The organism is Klebsiella sp. KPN54798, from assembly GCF_021184225.1.
Classification (GTDB): domain Bacteria; phylum Pseudomonadota; class Gammaproteobacteria; order Enterobacterales; family Enterobacteriaceae; genus Klebsiella; species Klebsiella pneumoniae.
Genome location: NZ_CP089234.1, coordinates 3,207,276 through 3,223,729, shown reverse-complemented (window position 1 = coordinate 3,223,729; position 16,454 = coordinate 3,207,276). Strand labels below are relative to the sequence as shown.

General features: G+C 58.6%; 20 protein-coding genes and 1 pseudogene. 9 read left to right on the top strand and 12 right to left on the bottom strand.

What is annotated here, in order from left to right; translation table 11 throughout:
- Window positions 1-76: 76 nt before the first annotated feature.
- Window positions 77-967, top strand: coding sequence for a LysR substrate-binding domain-containing protein (locus tag LPQ25_RS15615; protein WP_004150788.1), 891 nt, complete (start codon window positions 77-79; stop codon window positions 965-967).
- Between the two features lie 6 nt (window positions 968-973).
- Here LPQ25_RS15615 and LPQ25_RS15610 read toward each other — a convergent pair whose 3' ends face one another.
- The gene (locus tag LPQ25_RS15610; protein WP_014907801.1) at window positions 974-2,758 is read right to left on the bottom strand and encodes a sensor domain-containing diguanylate cyclase; all 1,785 of its coding nucleotides are present in this window, start codon (window positions 2,756-2,758) and stop codon (window positions 974-976) included.
- A 73-nt stretch (window positions 2,759-2,831) separates the two neighbouring features.
- Window positions 2,832-4,040, bottom strand: coding sequence for an HD-GYP domain-containing protein (locus tag LPQ25_RS15605; protein WP_004140494.1), 1,209 nt, complete (start codon window positions 4,038-4,040; stop codon window positions 2,832-2,834).
- A gap of 302 nt (window positions 4,041-4,342) precedes the next feature.
- Here LPQ25_RS15605 and fraE point away from each other — a divergent pair, with 302 nt between their 5' ends.
- The 4 genes from fraE to LPQ25_RS15585 all read left to right on the top strand — a co-directional run bounded on the left by fraE (window position 4,343) and on the right by LPQ25_RS15585 (window position 8,084).
- The gene (gene fraE / locus LPQ25_RS15600; RefSeq protein WP_014907800.1) at window positions 4,343-5,386 is read left to right on the top strand and encodes a fructose-asparagine asparaginase; all 1,044 of its coding nucleotides are present in this window, start codon (window positions 4,343-4,345) and stop codon (window positions 5,384-5,386) included.
- 661 nt (window positions 5,387-6,047) lie between these two features.
- Window positions 6,048-6,962, top strand: a complete 915-nt coding sequence (gene lpxP / locus LPQ25_RS15595) for a kdo(2)-lipid IV(A) palmitoleoyltransferase (protein WP_004148038.1) — start codon at window positions 6,048-6,050, stop codon at window positions 6,960-6,962.
- 89 nt (window positions 6,963-7,051) lie between these two features.
- Window positions 7,052-7,690 (top strand): leucine efflux protein LeuE, encoded by a 639-nt coding sequence (gene leuE, locus LPQ25_RS15590; protein WP_004150783.1) that lies wholly within the window; start codon window positions 7,052-7,054, stop codon window positions 7,688-7,690.
- Window positions 7,691-7,820: 130 nt separating this feature from the next.
- The gene (locus LPQ25_RS15585) at window positions 7,821-8,084 is read left to right on the top strand and encodes a DUF2534 family protein (RefSeq protein WP_004140489.1); all 264 of its coding nucleotides are present in this window, start codon (window positions 7,821-7,823) and stop codon (window positions 8,082-8,084) included.
- A gap of 58 nt (window positions 8,085-8,142) precedes the next feature.
- On the opposite strand, the gene LPQ25_RS15580 is transcribed toward LPQ25_RS15585, so the two are convergent.
- The 4 genes from LPQ25_RS15580 to LPQ25_RS15570 all read right to left on the bottom strand — a co-directional run bounded on the left by LPQ25_RS15580 (window position 8,143) and on the right by LPQ25_RS15570 (window position 9,632).
- The gene (locus LPQ25_RS15580) at window positions 8,143-8,268 is read right to left on the bottom strand and encodes a hypothetical protein (RefSeq protein ID WP_004140488.1); all 126 of its coding nucleotides are present in this window, start codon (window positions 8,266-8,268) and stop codon (window positions 8,143-8,145) included.
- Window positions 8,269-8,385: 117 nt separating this feature from the next.
- Window positions 8,386-8,439: a hypothetical protein gene (locus tag LPQ25_RS27430; RefSeq protein WP_139155684.1), complete on the bottom strand. Its 54-nt coding sequence runs from the start codon at window positions 8,437-8,439 to the stop codon at window positions 8,386-8,388.
- Window positions 8,440-8,459: 20 nt separating this feature from the next.
- Entirely contained in the window at window positions 8,460-8,561 is a 102-nt protein-coding gene (locus LPQ25_RS15575; protein ID WP_004150782.1) for a YoaK family small membrane protein, read from the bottom strand.
- Between the two features lie 57 nt (window positions 8,562-8,618).
- Window positions 8,619-9,632, bottom strand: coding sequence for a sensor domain-containing diguanylate cyclase (locus tag LPQ25_RS15570; RefSeq protein ID WP_004176549.1), 1,014 nt, complete (start codon window positions 9,630-9,632; stop codon window positions 8,619-8,621).
- A gap of 300 nt (window positions 9,633-9,932) precedes the next feature.
- Here LPQ25_RS15570 and LPQ25_RS15565 point away from each other — a divergent pair, with 300 nt between their 5' ends.
- Entirely contained in the window at window positions 9,933-10,172 is a 240-nt protein-coding gene (locus LPQ25_RS15565; protein ID WP_004176548.1) for a putative hemolysin, read from the top strand.
- On the opposite strand, the gene LPQ25_RS15560 is transcribed toward LPQ25_RS15565, so the two are convergent.
- Together LPQ25_RS15560 and LPQ25_RS15555 are read right to left on the bottom strand one after the other, a co-directional pair.
- Window positions 10,162-10,518 carry a DUF488 domain-containing protein gene (locus LPQ25_RS15560; protein WP_004150779.1) on the bottom strand — a complete coding sequence of 119 codons (357 nt, stop codon included), beginning with the start codon at window positions 10,516-10,518 and terminating at the stop codon, window positions 10,162-10,164. The genes LPQ25_RS15565 and LPQ25_RS15560 overlap by 11 nt on opposite strands.
- Entirely contained in the window at window positions 10,505-11,014 is a 510-nt protein-coding gene (locus LPQ25_RS15555; RefSeq protein WP_004150778.1) for a 2-thiouracil desulfurase family protein, read from the bottom strand. Before LPQ25_RS15555 ends, LPQ25_RS15560 begins: the two co-directional genes overlap by 14 nt.
- Window positions 11,015-11,159: 145 nt before the next feature.
- On the opposite strand from LPQ25_RS15555, the gene LPQ25_RS15550 reads away from it, so the two are divergent.
- A complete protein-coding gene (locus LPQ25_RS15550; protein WP_014907799.1) occupies window positions 11,160-11,852 on the top strand; it encodes a CTP synthase C-terminal region-related (seleno)protein in 693 nt (230 codons plus the stop codon).
- 31 nt (window positions 11,853-11,883) lie between these two features.
- Here the strand turns inward: LPQ25_RS15550 and LPQ25_RS15545 are convergent, their stop codons facing one another.
- Window positions 11,884-13,059 (bottom strand): CynX/NimT family MFS transporter, encoded by a 1,176-nt coding sequence (locus tag LPQ25_RS15545; protein WP_014907798.1) that lies wholly within the window; start codon window positions 13,057-13,059, stop codon window positions 11,884-11,886.
- A 107-nt stretch (window positions 13,060-13,166) separates the two neighbouring features.
- Between LPQ25_RS15545 and LPQ25_RS15540 the strand changes: the two genes are divergently transcribed.
- Entirely contained in the window at window positions 13,167-13,961 is a 795-nt protein-coding gene (locus LPQ25_RS15540) for an AraC family transcriptional regulator (protein ID WP_004140469.1), read from the top strand.
- Here LPQ25_RS15540 and LPQ25_RS15535 read toward each other — a convergent pair.
- From LPQ25_RS15535 to LPQ25_RS15525, 3 genes and pseudogenes are all read right to left on the bottom strand, one after another.
- A complete protein-coding gene (locus LPQ25_RS15535; protein ID WP_002901080.1) occupies window positions 13,945-14,391 on the bottom strand; it encodes a DUF441 domain-containing protein in 447 nt (148 codons plus the stop codon). The genes LPQ25_RS15540 and LPQ25_RS15535 overlap by 17 nt on opposite strands.
- Window positions 14,392-14,508: 117 nt before the next feature.
- Entirely contained in the window at window positions 14,509-15,009 is a 501-nt protein-coding gene (locus LPQ25_RS15530; protein WP_002901088.1) for a YbaK/prolyl-tRNA synthetase associated domain-containing protein, read from the bottom strand.
- A 95-nt stretch (window positions 15,010-15,104) separates the two neighbouring features.
- A pseudogene (locus LPQ25_RS15525) lies at window positions 15,105-15,261 on the bottom strand (hypothetical protein).
- Here LPQ25_RS15525 and LPQ25_RS15520 point away from each other — a divergent pair.
- Window positions 15,256-16,392: a glycosyltransferase family 9 protein gene (locus tag LPQ25_RS15520; protein ID WP_014907796.1), complete on the top strand. Its 1,137-nt coding sequence runs from the start codon at window positions 15,256-15,258 to the stop codon at window positions 16,390-16,392. The pseudogene LPQ25_RS15525 and the gene LPQ25_RS15520 sit on opposite strands and share 6 nt — an antisense overlap.
- The last annotated feature ends 62 nt before the right edge of the window (window positions 16,393-16,454 follow it).

The window sequence follows — 16,454 nt, the reverse complement described above, 5'->3', positions numbered from 1 at the left end:
CTAATGGTTATCAATTGCATCATTTATGCTTTATTGATAAGCTTTTTCTTATCAATTTGTAGGGAGGAGTCCTACCATGTCCTTGCGAGCGTTACGCCATTTTGTGGTCGTTGCCGAAGAGTTGCATATGCACCGGGCGGCGGAGCGGTTACATATCGCCCAGCCCGCCCTCAGTCAGCAGATTAAGCAGCTTGAGCAGCGCCTGGGCGTGGTGCTCTTTTCCCGCGCTAACCGCCGTCTGACTCTGACCGCCGCGGGCGAGGCCTTTTTACACAAGACGCGGCTGGCGCTGGAAATGGCCGATCAGGCGGTGCTGGACGCCCAGCGCACCGCGCGGGGCGAGCAGGGGAGGCTGCATTTGGGGTATGTCTCCAGCGCGATGTACGACAGTAAACTGCCGGGGCTCCTGCGCCGGCTGCGCGCCGACTGGCCGGGGATTGAGCTGTCGCTGGTGCAGGGGGATGTGCAAATGCTCTACGAAGCGCTGTTGGATCTGCGTCTGGATATCGCCATCATCCGCGCGCCGCTGGCCTCGCCGCCGGACGCGCTGGTGGTCAGGCCGTTTGTACGTGAAAAGCTCTGCCTGGCGCTCTATCAACAGCATCCGCTGGCCGGCGTGGGCGCGCTTAATCTGGCCTCATTGCGCACTGACAACTGGATCTCGCTTGACGATCCGCAGGGCACCGGACTGGAGCAGGTTTTTATGGATGCCTGTCGCGTCGCAGGCTTTACGCCGCAGGTGGCGCAGCGGATTAACGACGTTACCTCGATGATTAGCCTGGTCTCCGCCGGGGTGGGAGTGGCGTTGGTTCCGCTCTCGGCGCGGGCCTTACGCCTTGATAACGTGGTGTATATCGATCTCCAGGATCGGCTGGCGGAGAGTGAGCTGAGCATGGTTTACCACCGCCATATTCGTTCGGCGGTGGTAAGGAAAGTTATCTCGCTGCTTAATACCGCTGAGCGATAGTCCCGGTTAGCTGGTCTTCAGGCGGCCAAAGCTGACAATCCTTGAGCGGCCCAGCTCTTTCGCCCGGTACAGCGCGGCATCCGCCGCGCGCAGCAGACTATCGCTTTGGGTGTGCTGCGGGTAGCTGGCGATGCCAATCGACACATCCACTTGGCCTATCTCGGTCAGACCATCGCGCAGCGTCATATTGCGCACCTGGGTGTAGATCTCGCTGGCGCACTGGTGCGCCCCGGCTTCGTCAATCCCGGGGAGCAGCACTAAAAACTCCTCGCCCCCGTAGCGGAAAGCCATGCCGATATCGCGCACCGCGCGCTGCACAATGGTCGCAACGCTCTTAATCACCAGATCCCCAGCCTCATGGCCATAGCGATCATTGATGGTTTTAAAATGATCGATGTCGATCATCAGACAGCTCAGCGGAGTATGGGTATGGACCGACAGCGCCATCTGCGAATGCAGCGCTTCGTCAAGATGATGGCGGTTACGCAGGCCGGTCAGGGAATCGAACAGCGCTTTTTCCAGCAGGGCGCTGCGCAAACGCTGATTGGCCAGCGCCAGGCCCAACGCTTCCGCCATCAGCTCGAGATAGGCCCGGGAAGGAGCGTCACTGGCGGTGACGTTCTGGAAGGTCAGCAGGCCAATGGCTTCGCCCTGGGCGATGAGCGGTACGCAGAGCGACTGGCCGGCGTGCGTCTCCGGCAGATGATAGCAGGTGATATCGGGCTCGCCCTGCACCGGCGGATGGCTGAGTCCCCGCCGTATCGCCCAGCAGTCGTCGGGAGAAAAGGGCGTCGTCTCACCGGCGGGCGACAGCCACTGCGCTACGCAGCGCATCTGCCAGGGGTCGGTATCCAGAACATACAGTTTACCGGGGATCGTCGGGGCGATATTCGGCGCAAACCGCTCCGCCACCTTAATCACATCCTCAATGGTTTCACAGCCCTGCAGCCGTTGAGTCATACGCGCCAGCAGCTCGCGGATCGCCCAGTCGGCGTCGCGCTGCTGCTCCAGCCGCTGACGGGCCAGGCCGTTCTCGCGAAAAATGCGGATCGCCTGAGCCATGTCACCAATCTCATCCACCTGGGTAAAGTGCGGCGTCTCTACCGCATAATCCTGGGAGGCGAGACGCTGGACCACGTCGCTCAGGCGAACCACCGGGTAGAGCACCCGGCGTTTGAGAATGAAGCCGAGGACGAACAAAAACATCATGGCGGTCAGGCCGACCATGATTTCCGACAGCGTACGCCAGATCCGCGAGCGCTCGGTGGCCTGGTCGATAGCGACGGCGGCGCGATGCTCAAGCATCTGGCGGAAGCGATCGATCTGCGTCTGCATGCGCTCCAGTTCAGTCTCGTACGCGGTGCCGTACAGCACCGCGATGGCCGCTGGCGCATCGCCGCGAGCGACATGCGCCAGGGCCGCCTGCTGTTCATCCTGTAGCTCATCGGCGATCCGCAGGCCATCCTGGAGCAGCGCCAGCTCCTCGCGGCTGGCGCCGTTATCTTTCAGGCCGCCCAGCCGCTGCTCTATGCTCTTGTCGGTCTGCTGCAGCTGCTGATATTGCGTAAGCGTCTCCGGCGAAGGCTTTATCACGTACAGCCGGGCGAGGTCAGACAGCGCCCAGGCGTCGTTTTCCATCTCGTCGGAGAGGGTATCAAAGACCTGGCGCTGCTGTACCGCCTGGCGTTCGACGCGGTCGGCGCTGGAGGCCATGAGCATAGCGCTCCCGGAAGCCAGCGTCAGGCCAACGGTGATCCCGTAAGCCCAGTTAGTGATGGTGGCGATTCTCACCGTGAATTTCCTTGCATGCAGATGAAGCTGTTTTGATTATAGAACTCCGCCCCCGCCACGACGGCGGCCCGCTTCAGAGGCGGCGCTCGCTATGCAGAGGGGCAAGGGTCTGAAGAATGATGGCGTGTAGCGTTTCCGCATGGTGGCGCAAAACGAGGAAGACATCGCTATCCAGAGCGCCATTTATAACATCCGCTTCCATAATCTGTAAGGCTTCCTGCCAGGCCATCCCTTTACGATAAGGGCGATCTTCGGTCAGCGCGGTGAAAATATCGGCGATGGAGATAATCCGGTCGGCGAGGGTCAGGTGCTCCTTTTCGAGATGCAGAGGGTAGCCGCTGCCGTCCATTTTTTCATGATGATTCGAGGCCCAGTTAATGATGTCGCCGAGCTCGCTATAGTCGCTGAGAAGTTCGCCGGTCATGTAGCTGTGCTCCCGCACCTGACTCAGCTCCTCATCATCCAGCTCGCCCTCTTTTTCGAGAATGGAGAGTGGGATATAGACCTTGCCAATATCGTGTAGATAGCCGGCTATCTGAATTTGCTGGCAGGTGGGCTCCGGCAGCTGCATCCAGCGGGCAAGCTGGCGGGCGATTTCCCCCACCATGATGCTATGGGTGGCGGTAAAGCTGCTGTAGGTGTCGACGATTTTGGCAATCAGCAGGCAGACATCCTTCAGACCGTGAATATCCAGATAGCGCGTGTTGATGGGGCCAATAATCTCCAGCAGCCGCTGAATATGGCCGGGGTGAAGGTGCTGCCAGAAGTTCGCATTTTCAGCGACCTCGCACAGGATATCGCAGAGCGGCGGATCGATCTCCCGATGCAAAGCGACGAACTGTTCCACCACCGCCCGCGTGGGCCAGGCGGCAACGTGGCTATCGGCCGGCAGCAGCCGTTCAAAGGCATCAGCGAAATAGACAATGTGCTGTTCGCGGGAGCCCCGGTGGTTCGGGCTAAAATGGTGATCGCGAATAAAGGGAACGATGGGCTGGAAGGTCGCTAATCCCTCCAGCATCGCCACACCCTGGCGCTGATGCGGGTCGTGGATATTATCGATAGCATCCAGCGAATGAATGGTGCGTTTATCCCCCAGCACGCCGATATCGTGCAGCAGCGCGGCGCAAAAAATGGTCTGCTGCCGTTCGTCAGGCAGTTCCAGCCTTTGCGCCAGCGTCAGGGCGATTAAGGCCGTTCGTTGCATATGCCGGTGCAGTTCAGGGTTAATGATCTGGATGACTCTGGTGGTCAGCATCAGGGCCGACTTCAGGGCAATACGCATCTCTGTTCTCCGTTCGCGTGACCTGGCGGGCAAAAATGCTCTCGCCGGTGACGGAAGTGTCGATAATCTGATCGCAATGCGTGTTGTGTGTTGCTGAACAGGTAAATCCTCAGAATGTTTTGGTTCATAGCTCTGCCCGTTTCAGATCCAGTGGTGCACCAGAGTTGGGCGATATCGTCCTAAGAACCTTATTATTGTCTGATAGTTAACCATTTCCCCCCCAGAAAAGAAATGAATTCTGGCAAGCCCTTTGCATTAAGCAAGCGTAAGTTTGATTAATGTCTATGAAGGGAGTGACCTGTATGAATTTTAGAGCATTACTTGCCATTGCGTTATTGACGATGAGCAGCCTGGCGTTTAGCGAGACGCGTCTTCCGCATATTGTTATTTTAGCCACCGGCGGAACGATTGCTGGTTCGGCGGCCAGCAATACCCAAACAACCGGCTATAAAGCCGGGGCGATTGGGGTGCAGACGCTGATTAACGCCGTGCCGGAAATGAGTAAAATCGCTCACGTCGAGGGCGAGCAGGTGGCCAATATTGGCAGTGAGAATATGACCAGCGATATTATTCTCCAGCTCTCGAAGCGGGTGAATGCGCTATTGGCTCGGGGCGATGTCGATGGCGTGGTGATCACCCATGGCACGGACACGCTGGATGAAACCCCGTATTTCCTCAATCTGACGGTGAAAAACAACAAGCCGGTGGTCTTTACCGCGGCGATGCGCCCGGCGACGGCGATCAGCGCCGACGGGCCGATGAACCTGCTGGAAGCGGTCACGGTCGCCGCCGATCCTGATGCCCGGGGACGCGGGGTAATGGTGGTGCTTAACGACCGCATCGGCGCGGCGCGCTTTGTCACCAAAACTAATGCCACTTCGCTGGATACCTTCCGGGCGCCCGAGGAGGGCTATCTTGGTGTCGTGGTGGGCGGAAAACCCCAGTTCGAGACGCGGGTGGATAAAATTCACACGCTGCGCTCGGTGTTCGATGTGCGTCAGCTGAAGGTTCTGCCGAAGGTGGTGATTATTTATGGTTACCAGGACGATCCGGAGTATATGTACGATGCGGCGATCGCCCATCATGCCGACGGTATTATCTACGCCGGAACCGGGGCGGGGTCGGTGTCGGTACGTAGCGCCGCCGGTATCAAAAAAGCGCAGCAGGCGGGCATCGTGGTGGTGCGAGCCTCTCGTACCGGCAGCGGCGTCGTACCGCCGGATGACAGCCAGCCCGGGCTGGTGGCCGACTCCCTCAACCCGGCAAAAGCGCGTATACTGCTGATGACCGCGCTGACGCAGACTAAAGATCCGCAGCTGATTCAGCAATATTTCCATACCTACTGATCCTCTGCGGCGAGGGCGGTGTTCACACCCTCGCCGTGCTTTCTTCTCAATGACCTGGCTTCCATGCAAATCGATGGCGGATGATTGCCCATCATTCACTCCACCTGTGTTTCCCACGAGGCGTAAAGAAATATTTTTTATTGTCCGGCGGGCACAGTATTTCAATGCACCGCGCTTATTTTAAAAGCAGGTTTAAATAAGTCTATTCTTAATTGTTGTCTTAAAGTCGTTTTAATCTTTCTTATGCTGACGGATTAAAAAAGATGCATTTCGCAGTGGGACGCGTTTAATACTCGCTTTGACAGACTACGATGCATCCCAACGCGGTCAGACCGCCGATCGCGCGGCTCAGCGGACGCCTGCCACCGGCGGCCAGGGCCGCACTGCGGCAGCTTTCGGTTGTTTTCGTTAGTAACGCTGATGATTAGCGTGAAAATGATATGCATGATGAATATATTAAGCGTGGTTCAAGATTTAAGTTTACATTTAGTAACATATGTGCCGCAATTATGTTTTTTTGTCAGCTTGCTGTTTTTTACTTGCCGGAGGGAATTTCAGCGGATTAGTATTGTCGAACTTGCTGTACGTACCGCCTAATGATGATAAATGGATTCTGTTTTCCTTAAGCGTTACCACATAATTAATGTTTACAGGAAAAATCATGGCCTGCGTATTTAATAAACAACTTTTACACCCGCGTAACTGGCTGACCTGGTTCGGGCTCGGCATCCTCTGGTTAATCGTGCAACTGCCTTATCCGCTGCTGCATTTTATCGGCACCAGCGCTGGTCGCCTTTCCCGTCGCTTTCTTAAACGCCGCGAACATATCGCCCGGCGTAATATCGAACTCTGCTTCCCGGACATGTCGCCAGCGGCGCGCGAGACGCTGATCGATCAAAACTTTATGTCGCTGGGAATGGGGCTTATCGAAACCGGCATGGCCTGGTTCTGGAGCGACGAGCGGGTCAAAAAATGGTTTGATGTCGAGGGGTTCGCCAACCTTAATCACGCGCTTAGCGGTGGGAAAGGGGTAATGGTCGTCGGCGTGCACTTTATGTCGCTGGAGCTGGGCGGGCGCGCGATGGGGCTGTGTCGGCCAATGATGGCCACCTACCGGCCGCACAACAGCCCGCTGATGGAGTGGGTGCAAACCCGCGGTCGCCTGCGTTCGAACAAAGCGATGATCGATCGCAACAATCTGACCGGTCTGGTGCATGCCTTGAAATCCGGTGAAGCGGTGTGGTTCGCGCCCGATCAGGATTACGGTCCCAAGGGCAGCGTCTTTGCACCTTTTTTCTCCGTCCCGCAGGCGGCGACCACCAACGGCACCTATGTCCTGTCCCGCTTATCGGGCGCGAAAATGTTGAGCATCAGCATGGTACGTAAGCTGGATCGCCGGGGCTATAGCCTGCATATCAGCGAGGTGATGAATGACTATCCGGGTGAGGATAAGCAGATCGCCGCCGGCTATATCAACAAGGTTATTGAGCGCGAGATCCTGCGCGCTCCCGAGCAGTATCTGTGGGTACACCGTCGTTTTAAAACCCGACCGCTGGGCGAACCTTCCGTCTATTAACCTTCCCGCACAGGCTGCGCTTTCAAAATCCCGACAGTTGGGGTAACGTGAGCCGGATCATGTTTTAGTCGTGCGCGAAGGAGTGCAGAGTGTTCGCTGAGTTTGGTGTTCTGAATTATTTAACCTATCTGGTCGGGGCGGTGTTTATCATCCTCGTTCCTGGCCCTAATACGTTTTTCGTGCTGAAAACGGGCATTGCCCACGGGGTGAAGAAAGGCTATCTGGCGGCGGCGGGCGTCTTTATTGGCGACGCAGTGCTGATGTTTCTGGCCTTCGCCGGGGTGGCGACGCTGATTAAAACCACGCCAGTGTTGTTTAACGTCGTGCGCTATCTCGGGGCAATTTACCTGCTGTGGCTCGGGGGCAAAATGCTCTATGCGGTGCTGACCCAGCGCGACGGCCAGTCCGACGCCAGCGCGGAGCCGGCGAGCGCGATCCTCAAGCGCTCCCTGACCCTGAGCCTGACCAATCCGAAAGCGATTCTGTTCTATGTGTCGTTTTTCGTGCAGTTTATCGATGTCAACGCCAAAACCCCCGGCGTGGCGTTCTTTATCCTGGCGCTGACCCTCGAGGTGATTAGCTTCTGCTATATGAGCTTTTTGATCCTCTCCGGCTCGTTTGTCACCCGCTACGTCAAAACCCGCAAGAAGCTGGCTAAACTTGGCAACAGCCTGATTGGTCTGGTTTTCGTCGGGTTCGCCGCGCGCCTGGCTACCCTGCAGTCCTGATCCCCACGGGCCGGTTACCCGCTGACCGGCCCGCCGTCTCTTATTCTGCCCTGTAACAAAAACCCTTCATTTTTTATTGCATTGGTGTTACATATACAGCCGTTTATCGCTCAGCAAAAAGGAAGCCCCGATGATTCTGCAAAAACTCCTCAGCAATAAAAACTGCAAAAAATACTGTCTGTCGCTCGCGGTGGTGTTTGCTATCGCGCTGGCGGTAGTGGGGCGGGCGACCTTCGGGGGCGTGGTGAGCGAGTACAATATGCCGTACTCAGAGTGGACGACGTCCATGTTCTTCCTGCAGGGGGCGATGGTAACGGTTTACAGCATTGTCTTTACCGCGCTCTTTGCTATCCCCCTCGGCTTTATTTTCCTCGGCGCCGATCGTCAGGATTAAGCGTCAACGGGCGAACCGCGGTTCGCCCTGTCTTATCGGCTATCAACAGCGTGAAGCATTAGTCGTCGTCATGATAGTGATGATGGTGGTGGTGGCGATGGGGATGATATCCATCGTCAATAATGCATCCCGATAACAGCGTGCACAGCGCAATAATCAACGGTAACACGATCGGTTTTTTCATCCTTACTTCTCCCGCTATTCTTATTCCCCGGGGCCGAGAATGCCGCGGCGGATAACGTGAGTGTAAAGGGTTAACTTATTGATGGGATAGGATAAATCCGCAATATCGCCGCGGCGATCACCACCAGCCAAACTGGGTGCCGGCCACCGCCACGATGGCGACGACCAGCATGATAATGGTGCTTTTTTTCATTATGCCCCACCCGGCGCCGCATAGCCGCCGACAAAAAACCAGCCGAGAAAGACGACGGCGATGATAAAGATCGCCACCGGGAAAAGAATACCCAATTTCATGATTGTGTCCCTGTGCCCACGAATGATGCCCTGCATGATACTGGATATCGCGGTACTTTAGTCAATATGAATGAAATTCTCCTGGCGGCGGGACTTCTTATCCTGGTACATCGCCTCATCGGCAGCGCGTAAGGCCGCTTCAACATCGATACTCTGCGGATCGCAGGTGACCACCCCGAAGCTGGCGCCCTCATAGTCGATACGCTGTTCGCCGAGGAAGTAGACGCCGCACAGAGCCTGACGCAGGGACGTGACATACGCCTGCTGTGCGGCAGGCTGCTGGGCGCTACCGACGATCAAAAACTCATCGCCGCCAAGGCGGCCAACGATATCTTCCCGGCGCGCGACAGCGGTGAGTCGTTTGCCGACCTGCACCAGAAAGCTGTCGCCGCACGGATGGCCGAACCGATCGTTAATGGCTTTGAAACCATCGAGATCGATAAAAATAAGCGAGACCTGCTGCTGCTGGGCACGGGCGGAGGCAAAGCGTAACGCCAGCTGCTTAAACAGCGCGCGGCGATTGGGAAGCTGGGTGAGCTCATCGGTAGACGAGTGCAGCTCCAGCGCGACGTTTGCCGCCTGCAGCTGTTGCACCAGGGTGTCTTTTTCCACGTAGTGGGAAATGAGCTTCGCAAACAGGCCCATGACCTGTTCGCCTTCGAGGTTATAAGGCTGTTGTTGCCGGCTGGTGGCGCAGAGGGTGCCGAACAGAGAGCCGTCGGCCAGGCGGACGGGAATGCTTAAAAAAGTAGCGATTCCCAGCTCCTGGGCGGCGATGCAGGAGTGCCAGCGGTTGGCAACGTCATTGCTAAACGTACACTGATCCTCAAGGGCGCGTTTGCACAGGGATTCATCCCAGGGGACGGAAAATCCTTCCGGGATCTGCATTTCGCTGCTGTTGTGGGCGAACATGATCTGCTGCCGCTGGGCGTTGGTATCAATGCGGGTGAGGTAGGTGGACTCCATTCGCGTCACCGCCTCCAGCATCTCCAGCAGCTGGCGCACCAGGGTTTCCAGGGACTGTTCCGCAGCGAGGGTTTGCGACACCCGGGCAAGAATAAAATCTGACATGAATAATACAGCTCCAGCACGCCAAACGTCACCCCAGCATATTGGGCTGCAAACGGACATCAGCGTCAAATAAACAGTGATATTTTTAAATTTATCACATCTGTCTGGGGAATACTTGTCCACGCGGTGGGAAAAAAAGCCCCGTCGGGGGCGACGGGGAAAAACTCATTGATTATGGAATGATCTGTTCTCTGGTCAGTTCGAGAACAGGGCTACTCTACGGGGGAAAAGTGCAGGCAAGATGGAGAAAACGTGGAGATTCAGGCTAAAATCCCCGGGCATTCAGGAAAGGGAGGAACAATGAAAAAGTTACTGGCTATTCTGCCACTGGTATTAGCCGGCTGTGCCCAGCCGCAGCCCACTGCGCCGACGAAAACCATCGGCATGCCCAACCCCGCGGCGGTATACTGTCAGCAATCCGGCGGCACCCGGGTGCCGGTGCAAACGCCGCAGGGCGTCAGCACCCAGTGCAAACTACCCAGCGGCGAAACCCTCGACGAGTGGGCGCTGTGGCGCCGGGATCATCCGGCTAAATCGTAACCGGCAGGGCCGCCAGCCAGGCGGCCAACACCCGGGCATGATTCTGCTCGGTGTTCTTCGCAGCGTACAGCAGCGTCAGCGGCTGGCGTTGCGCCAGCGCCGCCAGCCGCAGGCCCGTTTCGCGATGGGCGTCGAGCTCCTGACGATAGCGCTGGCTGAAGTGGGCGAAATCGATCGCCTCGCCGTGAAAGGCTTTGCGCAGCTCAGCGGAAGGCGTTAACTCCTTACACCACTCATCACAGGCCAGCGCCTCTTTTTTAATCCCCCGCGGCCAGAGACGGTCGACCAGCACCCGATAGCCGTCGCTGCTTTCCTGCGGGTCATACACCCGTTTACACTGAATCATCATCCTGCTCCTTCTGTGCCATCCAGGCGAGCAACTGCGGGATTTGCCCGTCGGAAAATACCGTGATGCCGTGTGCGCGGAGTAGGTCGGCGGCCACGCCGGCGCCCGCTTTGCGCCGTCCGCGAAAGGAACCGTCATAGACAAACTGGCTGCCGCAGGTAGGGCTGCCGTCGGTGAGTAACGCTGCCTGACAGCCCGCTTCCCGGGCGGCGCTGAGCGCCAGCCAGGCGGCCAGCTGATAATGTTCGGTGACGTCGCGGCCGTCGCTTTCCACGATCCGCGCCCGTCCGGCAAGCACATCGCCGCCCGTGCCGCCGAGGATCTCCGCCGGCAGTCGGGGCGTAGGCAGACCGGCCGCCAGCTCCGGGCAGTGGATCACCAGCCGCCCCGCCTGCTGCCAGCGGGACAGCGTCGCCGCCAGCTGTGCCTTCTCACTACCGTTATACCGCACCTGGAATCCCATCAGGCAGGCGCTGACCAAAAGCTTATTTTTCATTCTCTCTCCCCTACGCGCTTTTTCCAGTATACCTCACCCGTCGGCCACGGCGGTGGGGTGAAAATAAGGATTGTGTTCCACAGGCGGGATCGCTATTCTGACGTGCCTTGTGCTGTCCGTCTCGTCCAGACATAAGGAACCTGCTATGAAAACTCCTTTACGCCTCGCCCTTGTCGGCGATTATCACCCCGATATTGTTGCCCATCAGGCCATTCCCCTGGCGATAGACGATGCCGCCGCCGTGCTGGAGCAGCCGGTGAAATATGACTGGCTCGTCACCCCGTCGATCGCCTCCGGCGAGGCGCTGGCGGAGTACGATGCCATCTGGGTCGTTCCCGGCAGCCCGTATCGTCACCCGGAAGGCGTGTTTACCGCGATCCGCTATGCCCGGGAAAACAGCATTCCTTTCCTCGGCACCTGCGGCGGCTTTCAGCACGCGGTGATTGAATACGCCCGCAACGTGCTCGGCTGGCAGGACGCCGGACATGCGGAAACCGACAGCGAAGGGCGGATGGTGATCGCTCCCCTCAGCTGCTCGCTGGTGGAGACCTCTGCCGTCGTCGAGCTGCGGGCGAATACGCTGATTGCCCGCGCCTATGGCCGGGAGAGCATTGAAGAGGGCTACCACTGCCGGTACGGCGTGAGCAGCGCGTTTGCGGCGGAGCTGGAGCAGGGCGATCTGCGCGTCACCGGCTGGGATGAAGAGGGTGAGATCCGCGCCGTCGAGCTGGTGACGCACCCGTTTTTTGTCGCCACCTTGTTCCAGCATGAGCGTCACGCGCTGGACGGGCGTCCCGCGCCGCTGGTGCAGGCGTTTCTCCGCGCCGCGGCACAATAATTCCACCGGCAGCGGGCGCTGCCGGTCATCTTCAGGGGTGAATTTCCCGGTCACGTCCGGCGAGCGCGCCGCAGAACGCCATCACCAGCGAAATCAGCGCCACCGCCAGCAGCGGAATATGCCAGTCGCCATTGGCATCATGGATCCTGCCCATCAGCGGCGGCCCGCAGGCGGCCAGCAGATAGCCGACGCTCTGCGCCATCCCTGACAGCGCCGCGGCCTGATGCGCCGAGCTGGCGCGCAGGCCGATAAACGTCAGGCCGAGGATCATGGTGGCTCCGGAGCCAAAGCCGAACAGCAGCGTCCAGCCGATCGCCAGCTCAGGCAACAGCCACAGCCCGGCGGCGCTGATGGCGCACATCAGGGCGACCAGCACCGCGATCCCGCGCTGGTCGCGCAGCCGATGCAGGATCAGCGGTATCGCCAGGCCGGGCGCGGCGGTCGCCAGCTGCAGCAGGCCATGCAGCGAGCCGGCCTGCGCTTCGCTATAGCCCATACTCTGCAGAATCGACGGCAGCCAGCCGATAATCACGTAATAGACCAGCGAGTTGATGCCGAGGAACAGCGTCACCTGCCAGGCCAGCGCCGACCGCCAGATCCCCCGGTTATGCATAGCGCCTGAGCCGGTCAATGGCGTCTCCGCCCGGCGCCGGGACTGCGGCAGCCAGCTGAGGAGCGCCAGTAGCGGGAAGACCATCAGCAGCAGCAGCGCCCCGCGCCAGCCGAATCCGGCCATCGCCACGGGGACCACCAGCGCCGAACCAAGCGCCGCCGCGCCGCCCATCGTCAGGGAATAGGCGCCGGTCATCCGCGCGACATGTTGCGAGAAATCCCGTTTAATCAGCCCGGGCAGCAGCACGTTACCCAGCGCAATGCCGCAGCCGATTACCGCCGTGCCGATAAACAGCAGCGCAGCGGAGGGCAGGGAGCGCAGGGCAATGCCGGCGCAGATCAGCAGCATCGCCAGCAGCAGGCTGCGTTCCATGCCGAACCGGCGGGCAACCCCTGCCGCCAGCGGCGAGACAAGGCCAAAGGCCAGCAGCGGCAGGGTAGTGAGCAGCCCGGTCTGCGCGGTGGTCAGGCCATAGTCGCTACGAATCGCGTCCAGCAGCGGCGCCGCGCCGGTGAAGACCACGCGCAGGGTGGTGGCGATGAGCAGGATACCGGCAATCAGCAGCGCGGGGCGGCGGCCGGTAGAGGAGATCACAGAAGACATATCATTCTCAAGGTAACTAACGAGGGGGGTTACGATAGCGGCTTTGTCCCTCGTTTAAATCAAGCTAAAATGACAGATTATCGCTAATATCGGACAATATGATGATTGGACTGGGGCTGGATGGCTATGAACCGGACAGTGGCCACGAATCGGCCATTGCCTTTCGTATCCGGGTGGTGGAGGCGGAGCAGTATATTCCGGCGCATTCCCACCGTAAGGGGCAGCTGATCCTTGCCCTGCACGGCGCCTTAACCTGCGAGGTGGAGAACGCAATGTGGATGGTGCCGCCGCAGTATGCGGTGTGGGTTCCGGGGCAGCTGTCCCACAGTAACCGCGCTACCCCCGGCGCCCAGGTATGCTTCCTGTTCATCGAGCCGGGCGCCGCGCCGATGCCGGATCGCTGCTGTACGTTAAAGATTTCCCCGCTGGTGCGAGAGCTGATCCTTACTCTGGCGGAGCGCGGCGGAGAGTCGCTGGCCGCCCCCGCCACGGCCCGGCTGGTGCAGGTTCTGTTTGATGAGCTGCCCCGCCAGCCGCAGGAGCACCTGCAGCTGCCGGTATCAAACCACCCGAAAATTCGTCAAATGGTGACGATGATGGCCGAGGATCCGGCGCGCTGGCAGACCCTGAGCCAGTGGGCGGCGGTGTTTGCGATGAGCGAGCGGAATCTGGCCCGCCTGGTAGTGCGCGAAACGGGGCTGAGCTTTCGCCGCTGGCGCCATCAGCTGCAGCTGATCCTCGCGCTGCAGCTGCTGATTCGCGGGCAGACGGTGCAGCAGACGGCTCAGGCGCTGGGCTACGATTCCACCACCGCCTTCATCACCATGTTTAAAAAAGGGCTCGGGCAGACACCGGGCCGCTATCACGGTAGCCTGGCTACGACTTCCCAATAAACAATGAGATGATCCCGGCGGCAATCAGCGGCCCGACCGGGACGCCGCGAAACAGGGCGACGCCGAGTACTGTACCGACCAGCAGCCCGGCCACCAGATGCGGCTGGGAGCCCATCAGGGAGACGCCGCGCCCGCCGAGCCACGAAACAAACACCCCGACCGCAATCGCCAGCAGCGATTTCCAGTTCATAAAGGAGTGGATCAGCGTCGAGGGCGGCAGCGTGCCGCTGGCGATAGGCGCCATCACGCCGATGGTCAGAATAATGATCCCGACGGTCAGTCCCTGTTTCTCAACCCAGGGAAAGAAGGCGTTCAGCGGCGTGACGCGCACGATAATCAGCACGAGGATGGAGATCGCCACGGTGGTGTTATGACTGATAAAGCCGAGCGCCGCCAGACCCAGCAGGATCAACAGGGTGGTATCAAACATGTACAGAGGTCCTTGCCAAAATAAGAATGCCAAAAAATATCCCGCTTACTCTACGCATCGTGGCGTGAATAAACAGGATTTTTACGCCATGCGGCGGAAATCTGGGCGGATGCCCGGTTAGCTAAGACGGCGAAAGGTCGCGATCTCTGGTCGGGCGATATGTAAATAGTCTTCGGTGTCGAGAATGATCGACCGGTCCAGGCGCCCGGCGTTAAAGGCGATTTGTGGAAAGCGTTCAAACAGCAGCGGGTCCGCCACCAGCCGCAGCGCCGGATGGAAACTGAAGGGGGGAATGGCGCCGAACACGCAGGCGGTGAGGGCCTCCACCTCCGCCGGGCTGGCCAGCGAGGCTTTGCTGCCGCCGATATGCCGGGCCAGGCTGGCGAGGTCGGCCTGCCGATCGGCGGCGAGGATCGCCAGCACATGCTGGTTGACGCCGTTTCCTTTCACTTTACAGACTAACGCTTTCGCGCCCTGGCCAAGCGCGGTGCCGCGGATTGCCGAGACGGCTTCGCACTGACCGACCGCCTCGTGCGCCATCACCCGGTAGCGGGCCCGGTGCTCGTCGAGCAGCGCGCACAGCCGCTGGTGGATATTACCTTCTACTGCTTCAAGCATAGCGTCCTCCTGACATCATAAAGCAGCCAGCTTAGCGCTGTTGCGCCGGCCTGCCAACGGTGGGCCGGGAAATTCACCATTCGCTCATTATTACTTCACAGTGCTGTGGTGCAATCCCGCAGGCGCAGATGAGTTTTGTAAATAAAAAAAAGAATGATTTTCATTTTCAATCGAACTTTTTTTATTTCGCTCAGTCTCTATCGGACGACACAGAATATTAATAATTGCCGTAATGAGGTTAGGATGATGCACGATGCAACCATGCAGGGTTCCCCACGCAAGAAATTTAATAAAATAAGGGAGCTCAACAGACGGCGGAATTACTTTACTAAGAAAGTACGTAATGCCCTGCGGGTGGGGGTGGCGAAAGCACTCTGGGATCGCCGACGCCGTCAGCCGGTAGATTTGTCGTCTGCGAAAACCGTCCTGTTGATGCGCAATGAGGGGGCGGTCGGCGATGTAGTGGTGGATTCCGCGCTGGTGAAATGCCTGCATCAGTCAGGCTATATCGTTGATTTTTTGCTGACGACCTCTAACAGCCAGGTGATGCGTTATAACCCGCGGATCCGCCATATTTATGAAGCTGACCCGGTCACGTCCGCCGATTTTTTGCGTAAATTTAATCATAACGTTCCTCGCGACGTTATTAATGAACTGGCTAATAATAAGTACGATATTATTATTGATCCTTCGCTGTTCGATATTCCCGTGCATCGCCTGCGGCTTTTCCGACAAATAAAAGCCAAATCAGTGCTCGGGTTTAATAAATGGCCATCGATTAAGCACTACTCCCACTCTTTTGATTTTGACTGCCAGCGCTGGCACGTGACGAAAACGTTCGAGCTGATCGCCGATTATCTCCAACTGGACACCCGCGGGCTGGACGCTTACGACCTGGCGGTGCCCGGGCCGATTATGCAGGAGGTGGCGCAGTATCTGGCGTCGCTAAGCGGAAAAGCGGTGGTGATTAATATTTTTGCCGGCCATGCCGACCGCAGTCTCTCGCAGACGCAGCTGGCGGAACTGCTCGACAAACTGCTGGCCCGCCATCCGGGGAGCGCGGTTATTCTGCTCGATCACCGGCGCGAGATCCGCATCCCGCTACCGCCGGAGGTGGTGATTAACCCATTTAACACGTTACACCATGCGATGGCGCTGATCGCCCAGGCGGAGCTGATTATCTCCCCGGACACCTCGGTGGTGCACATGGCGGCGGCGTGGAACAAACCGCTGATCGCGGTCTATAAGGACGTTCTGCTTAATAACCGGCTGTGGGCCCCGGGCTATGACAACGCCAGGCAGATCATTGTTAAATGCGGGAAGGTCCATCAGCATCGCGGGCTAGTGGATAGAATTATAGCGGCGCTACCGGAGACGCTGTGAGGCGATGAGGGGAGACAGGTAGGGCTCACCTGCTGGCCGTATGCAAGAGCCAGCAGGTGAGC

Coding starts and splice junctions, on each gene's coding strand:
- LPQ25_RS15615 (WP_004150788.1), top strand. CDS start 77: ATGTCCTTGCGAGCGTTACGCCATTTTGTGGTCGTTGCCGAAGAGTTG.
- LPQ25_RS15605 (WP_004140494.1), bottom strand. CDS start 4,040: ATGCGTATTGCCCTGAAGTCGGCCCTGATGCTGACCACCAGAGTCATC.
- fraE (WP_014907800.1), top strand. CDS start 4,343: ATGAATTTTAGAGCATTACTTGCCATTGCGTTATTGACGATGAGCAGC.
- lpxP (WP_004148038.1), top strand. CDS start 6,048: ATGGCCTGCGTATTTAATAAACAACTTTTACACCCGCGTAACTGGCTG.
- LPQ25_RS15585 (WP_004140489.1), top strand. CDS start 7,821: ATGATTCTGCAAAAACTCCTCAGCAATAAAAACTGCAAAAAATACTGT.
- LPQ25_RS15580 (WP_004140488.1), bottom strand. CDS start 8,268: ATGAAAAAACCGATCGTGTTACCGTTGATTATTGCGCTGTGCACGCTG.
- LPQ25_RS15575 (WP_004150782.1), bottom strand. CDS start 8,561: ATGAAATTGGGTATTCTTTTCCCGGTGGCGATCTTTATCATCGCCGTC.
- LPQ25_RS15570 (WP_004176549.1), bottom strand. CDS start 9,632: ATGTCAGATTTTATTCTTGCCCGGGTGTCGCAAACCCTCGCTGCGGAA.
- LPQ25_RS15565 (WP_004176548.1), top strand. CDS start 9,933: ATGAAAAAGTTACTGGCTATTCTGCCACTGGTATTAGCCGGCTGTGCC.
- LPQ25_RS15560 (WP_004150779.1), bottom strand. CDS start 10,518: ATGATTCAGTGTAAACGGGTGTATGACCCGCAGGAAAGCAGCGACGGC.
- LPQ25_RS15555 (WP_004150778.1), bottom strand. CDS start 11,014: ATGAAAAATAAGCTTTTGGTCAGCGCCTGCCTGATGGGATTCCAGGTG.
- LPQ25_RS15550 (WP_014907799.1), top strand. CDS start 11,160: ATGAAAACTCCTTTACGCCTCGCCCTTGTCGGCGATTATCACCCCGAT.
- LPQ25_RS15540 (WP_004140469.1), top strand. CDS start 13,167: ATGATGATTGGACTGGGGCTGGATGGCTATGAACCGGACAGTGGCCAC.
- LPQ25_RS15535 (WP_002901080.1), bottom strand. CDS start 14,391: ATGTTTGATACCACCCTGTTGATCCTGCTGGGTCTGGCGGCGCTCGGC.
- LPQ25_RS15530 (WP_002901088.1), bottom strand. CDS start 15,009: ATGCTTGAAGCAGTAGAAGGTAATATCCACCAGCGGCTGTGCGCGCTG.
- LPQ25_RS15520 (WP_014907796.1), top strand. CDS start 15,256: ATGCACGATGCAACCATGCAGGGTTCCCCACGCAAGAAATTTAATAAA.